10 protein-coding genes, 1 tRNA gene and 2 pseudogenes are annotated in these 11,756 nt (G+C 72.3%); 2 read left to right on the top strand and 11 right to left on the bottom strand.

All coding sequences use genetic code 11. The features are described from left to right. The first annotated feature begins 26 nt into the window (after positions 1-26). The gene (locus tag A6Q79_RS08490; protein WP_317697746.1) at positions 27-3,659 is read left to right on the top strand and encodes an HtaA domain-containing protein; all 3,633 of its coding nucleotides are present in this window, start codon (positions 27-29) and stop codon (positions 3,657-3,659) included. A 253-nt stretch (positions 3,660-3,912) separates the two neighbouring features. Here the strand turns inward: A6Q79_RS08490 and A6Q79_RS08485 are convergent. The 7 genes and pseudogenes from A6Q79_RS08485 to A6Q79_RS08460 all read right to left on the bottom strand — a co-directional run bounded on the left by A6Q79_RS08485 (position 3,913) and on the right by A6Q79_RS08460 (position 7,026). Continuing rightward, a tRNA-Ala gene (locus A6Q79_RS08485) sits at positions 3,913-3,985 on the bottom strand. A gap of 77 nt (positions 3,986-4,062) precedes the next feature. Then, positions 4,063-4,248, bottom strand: coding sequence for a hypothetical protein (locus A6Q79_RS18605; RefSeq protein WP_286690815.1), 186 nt, complete (start codon positions 4,246-4,248; stop codon positions 4,063-4,065). Positions 4,249-4,297: 49 nt separating this feature from the next. Then, positions 4,298-4,576, bottom strand: a pseudogene (locus A6Q79_RS18600) (histidine phosphatase family protein); the annotation flags it as partial. Positions 4,577-4,632: 56 nt separating this feature from the next. Continuing rightward, entirely contained in the window at positions 4,633-4,992 is a 360-nt protein-coding gene (gene rsfS, locus A6Q79_RS08475) for a ribosome silencing factor (protein ID WP_067858947.1), read from the bottom strand. Continuing rightward, positions 4,989-5,627, bottom strand: a complete 639-nt coding sequence (gene nadD / locus A6Q79_RS08470; RefSeq protein ID WP_257721377.1) for a nicotinate-nucleotide adenylyltransferase — start codon at positions 5,625-5,627, stop codon at positions 4,989-4,991. The genes rsfS and nadD overlap by 4 nt, the downstream gene beginning before the upstream one ends. A 29-nt stretch (positions 5,628-5,656) precedes the next feature. Further along, positions 5,657-5,806: a hypothetical protein gene (locus A6Q79_RS08465; protein WP_236749731.1), complete on the bottom strand. Its 150-nt coding sequence runs from the start codon at positions 5,804-5,806 to the stop codon at positions 5,657-5,659. Positions 5,807-5,853: 47 nt separating this feature from the next. Then, the gene (locus A6Q79_RS08460; protein ID WP_317697738.1) at positions 5,854-7,026 is read right to left on the bottom strand and encodes a glutamate-5-semialdehyde dehydrogenase; all 1,173 of its coding nucleotides are present in this window, start codon (positions 7,024-7,026) and stop codon (positions 5,854-5,856) included. 142 nt (positions 7,027-7,168) lie between these two features. Between A6Q79_RS08460 and A6Q79_RS08455 the strand changes: the two genes are divergently transcribed. Then, the gene (locus A6Q79_RS08455) at positions 7,169-8,521 is read left to right on the top strand and encodes an endonuclease/exonuclease/phosphatase family protein (protein WP_317697735.1); all 1,353 of its coding nucleotides are present in this window, start codon (positions 7,169-7,171) and stop codon (positions 8,519-8,521) included. Here A6Q79_RS08455 and proB read toward each other — a convergent pair. The 4 genes and pseudogenes from proB to rplU form a co-directional block, all read right to left on the bottom strand. Then, positions 8,403-9,379 (bottom strand): annotated as a pseudogene (gene proB, locus A6Q79_RS08450) (glutamate 5-kinase); the annotation flags it as partial. The gene A6Q79_RS08455 and the pseudogene proB sit on opposite strands and share 119 nt — an antisense overlap. After that, entirely contained in the window at positions 9,376-11,019 is a 1,644-nt protein-coding gene (obgE, locus tag A6Q79_RS08445) for a GTPase ObgE (RefSeq protein ID WP_083516421.1), read from the bottom strand. The gene obgE and the pseudogene proB, both read right to left, overlap by 4 nt. A gap of 83 nt (positions 11,020-11,102) precedes the next feature. Beyond that, entirely contained in the window at positions 11,103-11,357 is a 255-nt protein-coding gene (gene rpmA, locus A6Q79_RS08440) for a 50S ribosomal protein L27 (protein WP_067858958.1), read from the bottom strand. 12 nt (positions 11,358-11,369) lie between these two features. Continuing rightward, positions 11,370-11,681: a 50S ribosomal protein L21 gene (gene rplU / locus A6Q79_RS08435; RefSeq protein ID WP_067858960.1), complete on the bottom strand. Its 312-nt coding sequence runs from the start codon at positions 11,679-11,681 to the stop codon at positions 11,370-11,372. Positions 11,682-11,756 lie beyond the last annotated feature (75 nt).

Raw genomic sequence — 11,756 nt, 5'->3', positions numbered from 1 at the left:
CCCCCTCCCCCTCTCGAAGGACCGTCATGGCTCCCGTCCGCCTCCTCCCCCACGTCGCCCTGACGGCGCTCCTCGCCGGGCTGCTCGTCGCGCTGCCGACCACGGCCTCCGCGGCCGCGGCGGGGTCGTCCAGCACGATCACCTCCGGCTCCGTCGTCTGGGGCCTGAAGGACTCCTGGCGCTCCTACATCGGCGACGGGTCCGAGGCCGGGGACGGCGCGACCGTCACCGCGTGGAAGGGCACCACGCCCGTCGCCTTCCGGTTCCCGGTCGAGTCCGGCAGCTACGACCCCGAGACCCGCACCACCACGCTCGACCTCGCCGGGTCGGTCCACTTCCGCAGCTGGTACGGCCAGGTCCAGCCGGGCAAGTGGGCCCTCGACACGACGTACTCCGACCTCACCGTGACGATCAGTCCCACGGTCCAGGAGATCCGCGGCACCCACACCGGCTACACGCGCGACGACCCCGGGGGCGAGCTGCACCACGACGTCGACGTCGTCCTGGCCCAGCTCGACGTGACCGACGTCGCCCCGACCACCGCGTCCGGCACCACCACCTGGACCGACGTCCCCGCCGTCGCCGGCCCGGGCTTCTCCATCTACGGCCAGGGCACGACCCTCGACCCCGTCTCGATCGAGTACGCCGGCGACGGCGGCAAGCCCGACCTCACCGAGCGCTTCGACCGTCCCGGCGTTCCGGCGCTGCGCGAGGACGGCCGCTGGATGTCGGTGAGCACGACGTCCGGCCTCGGCACCGCCAGCCGGGCCTTGGAGGTCTCCCCGCGCGGCGACGTCGTCTACGTCGCCGAGATCGCGCCCGAGATCGGCGACACGCTCGTCGTCCGTGCGCTCGACGCCCAGACGATGAAGCCGGTGGGCCGGCCGTTCGAGCAGCCCGTCGCCCCGGAGGAGGTCTACACGGGTCGCTACCTGCGCACCGCGATCGACCCCGCCACCGACACGCTGTTCTACGTGACGAGCCGCGACGGCGACCCTGCCGTCCGGACGACCGTGCGGTCCCTCACGTTCGACCGCGGGACCGGCACGTTCACGTCCGCCGTCGTCGGCCGTCTGCACGACGGCCGCACGGACGACGAGGGGAACACCCAGGTCCCCGGCGTCGGCTCGCTGGCGTGGAACCCGGTGGCCCAGGAGCTCGCCGTCCTCTCCGACGACCCGGAGGCGACCGACCTGGCCGGCAAGGTCACCCTCTTCCGCTTCAGCCGTGCGGGCGACGGCTGGACCCGGTCCGCGGGCACGATGACGTTGCCCACGACCGGCGAGTACGCGGGCGCCATCGAGTACGCGGGACCGTTCACGAGCGGCGAGATGGACACCGACCCCGATCTCGCGGCGCTGGGCGACGGCTCCTACGTGCTGGCCACCGGGACCGGGTACGGGTACGTCGACGATGAGGTCCGCTACCTGCCGGCCCTGCACCTGCGCCCCTCCGGCGACACCGTCGCGGTCACGCCCGTCCCGGGGACGCGCCACACGAGCACGGTGTTCGGCACCTACTACGGCTACACGTCGGCCACGCCCGGCCCGGACGGCTCGGTGCTGCTGCACGGGTCGGGCCAGTCGATCGAGGACTACGTGCGCGTCGACCTCGTCGACGGCGTCGCCACGGCCCGCGAGCCCTTCCGCGGCCCCGACGTCTACCCGGACTACGGCTACTCGGTGTTCGCGGCATCGATGGTCTACGACGCCGGCCGCGACCTGCTCTGGGCGACGGACAACGCCGACACCGACGGCGAGGCCGTCCAGCTCGTGCGTCGCGACGGCTCGACCGTGGGCTACCGCGTGCCCGACTACGCGACCTACTCCTTCGGACGTGCCCTGCTCAAGGTGGGTCCCGACGGCTCGCTCTACGTCCCGCTGAAGAAGGACGGCTTCGGCTACGCACGGCTCGCGTTCGGCGGGATCACCCCGACGGTCGACGAGCAGCCGGACGACGTGTCGGTCCAGCTCGGCGCCGACGAGACGGCGCGCGACGTCACCTTCCGCGCCGAGGTCTCCGGCGCCTCCCGCGTGCAGTGGCAACGACGTGCCGTCGGCGCCTCGCGCTTCACCGACGTCGAGGGCGCCACGGGCACCTCGCTGACGGTGGCGGCGTCGCCCACCACCGCCGGGAGCACTTACCGCCTCACGGTCGTCAACGACGCCGGCACGGTCGTCTCCGACGAGGCGCAGCTGACCGTCACCTACCCGCCTCGGTTCGCCGTGCAGCCCCAGGACGTCCGCACCCGACCGGGCACCGTCGCGAACCTCGATGCCGAGGTGCTCGCCTCCCCCGAGGTCACGTCGAGCACCTGGCAGCGTCGCGTGGACGGGTTCTGGACGACCGTGGGCACGGACGACGACGACCTCGTCGTCGGCGACACGTCCCTCACGGTCCGCGAGACCAGCGCCGACCAGACCGGGTCGCAGTTCCGGCTCAAGGTCACCAGCAGCCTGGGCACGACGTACTCCCGCACCGCGACGCTGACCGTCGAGGCGCCCGCGTCGCAGGCAGGCACGGTGAGCGGCGCGAGGCTCGAGTGGTCGGGCTCGCAGGAGCTGCAGAAGGCACCGCCGTTCGGCGGGTCGTCCTACTTCTCGGCCGGTGTCTCCGACGGCAGCGAGGGCACCTACCAGGCCGAGGCCGGCAGCGTGTCGGTGCTGCAGCTCGACGGCGAGGAGCGCATCCCTGCTTCCTGGGCCACGCGCGCGGCGCACGTCGACGCCGACCCCGGAACCCGTCAGGTCGTGACGCTGGACGACGGCCGGGGGCGCGTGGAGCAGGACGGGTCGGCGACGATCGCGTGGTCGGGCGCCTGGACCGTGAACTTCTACGGCGGGCTCGTGCCGTTCACCCTCAGCGACCCGGTGCTCACCGTCGACGACGAGGGCGTCGGCCGCCTCACCGCCGACCTCTCGGGCTACGGGTCCTCCCAGGAGAACCCCGGCGAGAAGACCCCGATCGCGCCCGTCGAGGACGTCGTCGTCGCCACCTACCGCGACGTCGAGGTCGACCCGGACGGCTTCGTGGTCGAGCCCGACTACGCGGGCGTCGAGGTGGACGTCCCCGCGGGTGCGAGTGCGCAGCTGCGGACGGGTGACGCGTGGGGCTCCTGGCCCCAGCCGTTCGTCGACTTCCACGCCCGCACCGGCCTGACGTCGTACTGGTACAGCTCGGGAGGCGCGGCCGACCCGGACAAGCCCCCCGCCCCGATCACCGTCGGCGCGTTCGAGGTCGACGGCACCGAGCCAATCGCGGAGCCGCCGACGATCCTGACCCAGCCGAGCCCCATGACCGCCACGGTCGGCCGTCAAGCCCGGTTCGCGGTGACGGCATCGGGCGAGGACCTGTCGTACCAGTGGCAGCGCAAGGTCGGCTCGAGCTGGCTGGCCGTCGCAGACGCGGACGGACCGACGCTCACGCTCGACCGCGTGGTCACCGCCGACCGGCGCGCGACCTTCCGGGTACGGGTCGCCAACGCGAGCGGTGCGGTCGTCTCCCGGGCGGTCCGGCTCGACGTGGCTCCGGCCCGGACGTCCGTGCCACCTTCACCCCCCGCGACCCCGCCTCGTTCACGACGGCGACGAGCCGGCCGGTGGGGTTCCGCGTGCGCTGACTGGGCGGTAGGTGCGGCGCGGAACCTGGGTCAGCGGTAGGTCAGCCGCCCCACCGGGCCGAGATCGCGCGTCTCACCTACCGCCGACGGAGGAAGCTCCCGACACCACGAGAAAGGCCCCCAGTCTCATGGACTGGGGGCCTTCTGCCGTTCGAGTGGAGCACAGGAGACTCCGTCGCTCGCTGGCGCTCACTCCTCCCCGAATCACCAGTCCCGATTCGGACGAAGAAGAGCCCCCACAGACAGCGAAAAGCCCCCCAGCACGATGGCTGGGGGGCTCTTCTTGGTCCGAGTGGAGCATAGGAGATTCGAACTCCTGACCTCTTCCATGCCATGGAAGCGCGCTACCAACTGCGCCAATGCCCCTCGCGGGTGGTTCTCGCACTCGTCGATCACCGAGTAAGAACTCTAGACCCTCCCCCTGGGCGGGTAAACACCGGGGGTCACCCGTCGTCCGACATCACCGGCTCGGGCAGCGTGCCCGCGTTCCACTCGGTGAGCCGCCACCGGGTGTCGTGCTCCGGCGAGATCTGCTCCAACGCGATCCACGAGCAGTTCGACAATCCCGCGAACGTGCGCCAGGTGGCCTCCGGGAACCCCAGGAACGTGCACACGCCCACGCGCAGCACGGCGCCGTGCGCCCGCCTCCGCGTGCAGCTCCGCGCCCGGGAACCGCTCCTCGCGGTCCTCCAGCATGGCCTTCATCAGGTCGGGGAAGCGCTCCCACGACTCCTTCCACGTCAGGCCCTCGCGCTCGCCGAAGTTCATCTCGCGCAGCCGCTCGTCGAGCTCCACCGGCACCCCAGTCAGCCGCGACAGCTCCTCGGCCGTGTGCCGAGCACGCTGCAGGTCCGAGCTGAGGATCCGCACCGGCCGCAGCGACGCGAGGCGTGCAGCCGCAGCCGCAGCCTGCCGGACTCCGACCTCGTCGAGCGCCGTGTCCGTCTGGCCCTGCACCCGACCGGCGACGTTCCACTCCGTGCGCCCGTGGCGCCACAGGACGACCCGGCGGGTCACGCGAGCTCGAGGTCGATCGTCGGGCAGTCGCTCCACAGCCGCTCGAGGGCGTAGAACGCGCGCTCCTCGGTGTGCTGCACGTGCACCACGACGTCGGTGAAGTCGAGCAGGATCCAACGACCCTCACGGTCGCCCTCGCGGCGCACCGGCTTCGCGCCCTGCTCCAGCAGCTTCTCCTCGACCGCGTCCTTGATGGCGCGGGCCTGCGGCTGGTTCGCCGCGCTGCACAGCAGGAACACGTCGGTGATGAACAGCTGCTCGGAGACGTCGAAGGCGATGATCTCGGTCGCCAGCTTCTCGTCCGCGGCAGCGGCAGCCACCCGGGTCAGCTCGACGGCACGGTCGGTTGCGGTCATGAGGGGTCCTCGGAGTCGGAGGCGGAGTAGAGACGGTGCTTCGCGATGTACTGCACGACGCCGTCGGGGACGAGGTACCAGACCGGCTCACCCGACGCGACGCGTCCACGGCAGTCGGTCGAGGAGATCGCGAGGGCCGGGATCTCGACCAGCGTGATCCGCTCGGCCGGCAGACCGGCGAGCGTCTGCTCGTCCATCTCGTGCCCGGGACGCGTACAGCCGACGAAGTGGGCGAGCTCGAACAGCTCGTCGTGGTCGCGCCACGTCAGGATCGCGGCCATCGCGTCGGCACCGGTGATGAAGTACAGGTCGGCGTCGGGCATGGCCGCGGCCAGCTCGCGCAGCGTGTCGATCGTGTAGGTGAGTCCGTCGCGGTCGATGTCGACCCGGCTCACCTCGAAGCGCGGGTTCGCCGCCGTCGCGATCACCGTCATCAGGTAGCGGTGCTCGGCCGGCGAGACCTCACGGTCGGCCTTCTGCCACGGGCGCCCGGTGGGGACGAAGACGACCTCGTCGAGGTCGAACCACGACTGCACCTCGCTCGCGGCGACGAGGTGCCCGTGGTGGATGGGGTCGAACGTGCCACCCATGACGCCGACGCGACGTCGGCGGATCGGTGCGTGCTCGGGGGCCACGTCGACGACCTGGGGCCCGTGGGTCGTGCTCAGGAGTGCTCGCGGCCCTTGCCGAAGGCCAGCAGCGCGATGAGCAGGACCAGGAGGATGCCCAGGGCGGTACCTCCGATGAGCATCGCCGTGAAGAGGAAGCTTCCTTCTTCTCCGGACTCCTCCATGGCGGCCAGGATCTCGAGCATGGCCGCAATCTACCAGCGTGCCCGCGAGCCCGACGATCCGGCGTGCGTCAGCGCACGTGCCCGTCGCCCGTGACCACGTACGTCGTCGTGGTCATCTCCGGCAGCCCCATCGGTCCGCGCGCGTGCAGCTTCTGCGTGGAGATGCCGATCTCCGCACCGAACCCGAACTCCCCACCGTCGGTGAAGCGCGTCGACGCGTTCACCATGACGGCCGCCGAGTCGACGCCGAGCGTGAACCGTCGCGCCGCGTCGATCGAGCGGGTGACGATCGCCTCGGTGTGGCCCGAGGACCAGGTGCGGATGTGCTCGACGGCGTCCTCGAGGGAGTCCACCACCTTCGCGGCGATGTCGAGCGAGAGGTACTCGGTGGCCCAGTCGTGGTCGGAGGCCTCGAGCACGCCGGGGGCGACCGCGGCGAAGGAGGCGTCGCCGTGGATCGTGACCCCGGCCGCCTGCAGCGCCTTCGTCACCCGCGGCAGGAAGTCCTCGGCGACGTCGCGGTGCACGAGCAGCGACTCCGCCGCGTTGCACACGCTCGTGCGGTGGGTCTTGGCGTTGAGGACGACGTCGAGCGCCATGTCGAGGTCGGCGTCGGCGTCGACGTAGACGTGCACGTTGCCGGTGCCGGTCTCGATGACGGGCACGGTCGTAGAAGTGCTGCATGCGTGCACTGCGACCCCGTGGACCCGCGCTCGGACGTCGGCGGGGAGCCCGGCGGCGGCGATGGCCTCGCGCATGACGTCGACGATGGCCGCGTTGGACCGCGCCGCCGAGCGCGACCCGCGCAGCAGCGACGCGCTCCCGGCCTTCAGGCAGATGGCGGCGGCGTCGGCGGTGACGTTGGGCCGCCCCTCGTAGATCATGCCGATGACGCCCATGGGCACGCGGACCTGCTCCAGGCGCAGGCCGTTGGGCAGCGTCGAGCCGCGGACGACCTCGCCGACCGGGTCGGGCAGTGCGGCGACGTCGCGCACGCCCTGGGCGAACGCGGCCACGCGGTCGGGGTCGAGCAGCAGCCGGTCGACGACGTTCTCGGGCGTGCCCTCGGCACGCGCGGCCTCGACGTCGAGCGCGTTGGCCGCGACGACGCGCTCGGTCGCGGCCTCCAGGGCGTCGGCCGTGGCCAGCAGGGCCGCATCCTTCTGCGCCCGCGACGCCAGCGCCAGCGACCGTGCGGCCGTGCGGGCGCGGCGGGCGAGCTCGTGCACCTGATCCTTCACGGCTGCAGCCTAGTGCGTGCTCTCCACCCTCCGCTGAGCGTGACGTTCGCGGGCCATCTCGACGGGACTGGGCCCGCGAACGTCACCTTCAGCGGGGATCGGGGGTCACCTGGCGTTCACCCGGGCCGTGCACACTGTCCCCATGATTCGGGGGAATCGGCTCGTCGCCGTGCTCGCACTGGTCCTGGTCGGTACGGTCCTGGCCGTGCCCGTCACCTCCTCGCCCGCCGACGCGCGCGACGAGCGCGGTCGCGTGGAGCCGACCGTCCGGGTCGCGACGTTCAACGCGTCGCTGAACCGACCGGCTGCGGGCGACCTGCGCCGCGACCTGTCGACGCCGTCGAACGCGCAGGCGCGCGCCGTCGCGGAGATCGTCCAGCGCACCCGTCCCGACGTGCTGGTGCTGCAGGAGGTCGATCACGACCCGGAGGCGCTGCGCCTGTTCCAGCGGAACTACCTCGAGCGCGGGCAGCAGGGCGCCGACCCCGTCCGCTACCGGTACACGTTCACGGCACCGGTCAACACGGGCGTGCCCACCGGCCTCGACCTCAACGGCGACGGTCGCACCGACGGCCCCGACGACGCCTACGGCTTCGGGGCGTTCCCCGGCCAGTACGGCATGGCGGTGCTCAGCCGCTACCCGATCGACGAGAAGCACGTCCGCACCTTCCAGAAGCTGCTGTGGAAGGACATGCCCGGCAATCGCATGCCGCAGGGCTACTACTCCCCCGAGGCGGTCGACGTCCTGCGCCTCTCGAGCAAGTCGCACTGGGACGTGCCCGTCAGGGTCGGGCGACGCTCCGTCCACCTGCTCGTCAGCCACCCGACCCCGCCGGTCTTCGACGGGCCCGAGGACCGCAACGGTCGCCGCAACGCCGACGAGATCCGCTTCTGGGCCGACTACACCGGCCCCGCCCGGGAGGCTCGGTGGATCAGGGACGACCGCGGCCGTCCCGGCGGACTGCAGCGCGGTGCGTCGTTCGTGATTGCGGGCGACCTGAACTCCGACCCCGTCGACGGCGACTCGCTGCCGGGCGCCACCCACCAGCTCCTCGACCTGCGCCGGGTGAACACCTCGCTGACCCCGTCGAGCGACGGTGCGGTGGAGGCGGCACGTCTGCAGGGCGGCGCCAACCTCTCCCACCGGGGCGACCCGCAGTTCGACACCGCCGACTTCTCCGAGCCGCCGGGCAACATCCGCGCCGACTACGTGCTCCCGAGCGCCGACCTGGACATCCGCGACGCGCGGGTCTTCTGGCCGGTGCAGGCCGATCCGCTCTCGCGCCTCACCGGCACCTACCCGTTCCCGGCCTCCGACCACCGGCTCGTCTGGGAACGTCACACTCAGCGGGGTGTGGGGGCGGTCAGTGGGGGTGCAGGACGACGAGGTCGTCGCGGTGGACGACCTCGCGCTCGTAGTCGGCGCCGAGGTCGGCCGCGAGGTCGGGGGTGCTGCGCCCGAGGAGCGTCGGGAGCTCGGCACTGTCGTAGGTGACGAGGCCGCGCGCGACCACGGTGCCGTCGGGCGCCACGACGTCGACCGGCTCCCCCGCTCCGAACTCACCCTCCACGCCGACGATGCCCGCCGCGAGGAGCGACGCCTTGCGCACGGTGAGCGCCCGGACCGCGCCGTCGTCGACGAGCAGCCGCCCCTTGGTCTCACTGGCGTGCTCGAGCCACAGCAGACGGGTCGGCCGACGCCGGCCGGTCGGGTGGAACCGCGTGCCCACCTGCTCGCCCAGCACGGCGGCGCGCGCGTGGTCGGCGCGGGCGAGCACCACGGGGATCCCGGCGCCCGTCGCGATCCGTGCCGCCTCGACCTTCGTCACCATGCCGCCGGTGCCCACCTTCGAGCCCACGCGCGCGACGTCGACGTCGTCGAGGTCGTCCGGGCCGTGCACGTCGGTGATCGGCCGCGACTCCGGCAGCGACGGGTGCCCCGTGTAGAGCCCGTCGACGTCGGACAGCAGCACCAGCAGGTCGGCGTGCACCAGGTGGGCGACGAGCGCGGCCAGCCGGTCGTTGTCGCCGAAGCGGATCTCGCTCGTGGCCACGGTGTCGTTCTCGTTGACGACGGGCAGCACGCCGAGCTCGTGCAGGCGCGCGAACGTCTGGTGCGCGTTGCGGTAGTGGCTGCGCCGCGTGACGTCCTCGACGGTCAGCAGCACCTGCCCGAGAGCGGGCCCAGTCCCGCGGCGATCGCACCCGAGCTCACCAGCACGACCTCGTCGCCACGGCGGCGTGCCGCGGCGAGGGCGTCGACGACGTGGCCGACCTTCTCCGGGTCGAGGTGCCCCGCCGCCGAGGTCAGCGACGACGAGCCGACCTTGACGACGACGCGCCGCGCACTCACGACCGGTCGTCCGCCGTGACGTCGGCGGGGCTGTCCTCGCCGGACTCCGGCCCGTCGTCGAGGTCGAGCAGGTCGTCGTCGTCCTCGAAGGTCCAGTCGGGCGCCGCGCTGGGCTCCTCGCCCCGCGCACGCGCCTCGCGCGCCTCGGCCTCGTAGGCCCGCTTGGCCGCGAGCTGCTCGCGTCGCTCGACGTTGGTGCGACGGTCGTCGCGGTCGAGGCGCTGGTCCTCGCCACGACGGCCGAGCATCTCGGCACCGGCCTGGATGGTCGGGTCGAAGTCGAAGACGACCGCGTCCTCCCAGCCCTGGTCGGCGGTGCCACCGATGACGACGTCGTCGCCCGGCTCGGCACCCTGCTTGGCGAGCGCCTCCTCGACGCCGAGCCGCGCGAGCCGGTCGGCGAGGAAGCCGACGGCCTCGTCGTTGCTGAAGTCGGTCTGGCCGACCCAGCGGGTGAGCTTCGCGCCGCGCACGATCCACTGGCGCTGGCCGTCGGGGCCCCGACGCTGGTCGACCGTGAACTCCGCGCCGACCCCTGCCGCGGCCTGCGGACGCAGCACGATGCGGGTGATCTCCTGCGTGGGCGTCTCCGCGCGACGCCGCGCGACGATCTGCGCCATGGCGAAGGACAGCTCGCGCAGTCCCTGGTGGCTCGCCGCCGACACGTCGTACACGTCGTAGCCGCGCTCCTCGAGGTCACTCCGCACGAACTCGGCGATCTGCGCGGCGTCGGGCACGTCGGTCTTGTTCAGGGCCACCAGGCGCGGCCGCTCGAGCAGGTCCTTTCCGGTCGCACCCTCGGGCAACGCCTCGGCGTACGCGCGCAGCTCGGCCTCGATGACGTCGAGGTCGGTCAGCGGGTCGCGCCCGGGCTCGACCGTCGCGCAGTCGACGACGTGCACGAGCGCGGCGCACCGCTCGACGTGGCGCAGGAAGTCGTGACCGAGACCCCGACCCTCGCTCGCACCCTCGATGAGACCGGGCACGTCGGCGACCGTGAAGGTCGTGGACCCCGCGGTGACGACACCGAGGTTGGGCACGAGGGTGGTGAACGGGTAGTCGGCGATCTTCGGGCGGGCACGCGACAGCGCGGCGATGAGGCTCGACTTGCCGGCGCTCGGGAACCCGACGAGACCGATGTCGGCCACGACCTTCAGCTCGAGCACGATCGTGCGCTCCTGGCCGGGCTCGCCCTTCAGCGCGAAGCCGGGGGCCTTGCGCTTGCTCGACGCGAGCGCGGCGTTGCCGAGGCCACCGCGGCCGCCCGCGGCGATCACGACCTCCGTTCCGACGCCCACGAGGTCGGCCAGGACCTCGCCGGTGCCGTGCGGGCCGCCCGAGCGCACCACCGTGCCGTCGGGCACCTTGAGCACGAGGTCCTCGCCGTGGGCGCCGCTCTTGTTGCTGCCGCCGCCGGGCGCACCGTTGCCGGCCTTGCGGCGCGGCTCGTGGTGGTAGTCGACGAGCGTCGTCACGTCGGCCGCCACGCGGAGCACGACGTCGCCGCCGTGCCCGCCGTTGCCGCCGTCGGGGCCGCCGAGCGGCTTGAACTTCTCGCGGTGCACCGACGCGACGCCGTGGCCGCCGTTGCCGGCGACGACCTGGAGGGTCACGCGGTCGACGAAGGTGGGGACGGCCATGTCAGGTGCTCCTGGGGTGGTGTGGGGACGTCGAAGGGGTGGCCCGCATGCGCGGACCACCCCTTCGACGGATGTTCTGCCGGTTACTCGCCCGGAACGATGTTCACGACCTTGCGGCCGCGACGCGTCCCGAACTCGACCGAGCCGGCCGACAGCGCGAAGAGCGTGTCGTCGCCGCCACGGCCGACGTTGGTGCCGGGGTGGAAGTGGGTGCCGCGCTGGCGGACGATGATCTCGCCGGCGTTGACGAGCTGGCCGCCGAAGCGCTTGACGCCGAGGCGCTGTGCGTTGGAGTCGCGGCCGTTCTTGGTGGAGGCTGCGCCCTTCTTGTGTGCCATGAGTTCAGTCCTCTACTTCGCGATGCCGGTGATCTTGACCTGGGTGTACTTCTGACGGTGACCCTGGCGCTTCTTGTAGCCGGTCTTGTTCTTGTACTTCTGGATGATGATCTTCGGACCCTTGGTCGCGCCGATCGCCTCGGCGGTCACGGAGACCGTCGAGAGGCTGTCGGCGTCGGCCGTCACGGCGTCGCCGTCGACGTACAGGACGGCCGGCAGCGAGACGGACTCGCCCTCGGCCAGGCCGAGCTGGTCGATCTCGATGACGTCGCCGACGGCGACCTTCTGCTGCGTGCCGCCACTGCGCACGATTGCGTAGACCACGGGATTCCTCACTCGGTTCTTGCTGGAAGCTGTGTGTGCCGGGGGCCGGGGGCGTCCGGGTCCGACGGGGCCTGG

The sequence above is a fragment of the Aeromicrobium sp. REDSEA-S32_B7 genome, from assembly GCF_001626145.1.
Classification (GTDB): domain Bacteria; phylum Actinomycetota; class Actinomycetes; order Propionibacteriales; family Nocardioidaceae; genus Aeromicrobium; species Aeromicrobium erythreum.
This window is presented reverse-complemented; position numbering and strand designations above follow the sequence as displayed.

Bases quoted from the DNA above. Each gene is read 5' to 3' on its own strand.
- A6Q79_RS08455 (WP_317697735.1), top strand. From the start codon at position 7,169: ATGATTCGGGGGAATCGGCTCGTCGCCGTGCTCGCACTGGTCCTGGTC.
- rsfS (WP_067858947.1), bottom strand. From the start codon at position 4,992: ATGACCGCAACCGACCGTGCCGTCGAGCTGACCCGGGTGGCTGCCGCT.
- rpmA (WP_067858958.1), bottom strand. From the start codon at position 11,357: ATGGCACACAAGAAGGGCGCAGCCTCCACCAAGAACGGCCGCGACTCC.
- obgE (WP_083516421.1), bottom strand. From the start codon at position 11,019: ATGGCCGTCCCCACCTTCGTCGACCGCGTGACCCTCCAGGTCGTCGCC.
- A6Q79_RS08490 (WP_317697746.1), top strand. From the start codon at position 27: ATGGCTCCCGTCCGCCTCCTCCCCCACGTCGCCCTGACGGCGCTCCTC.
- A6Q79_RS08465 (WP_236749731.1), bottom strand. From the start codon at position 5,806: ATGCTCGAGATCCTGGCCGCCATGGAGGAGTCCGGAGAAGAAGGAAGC.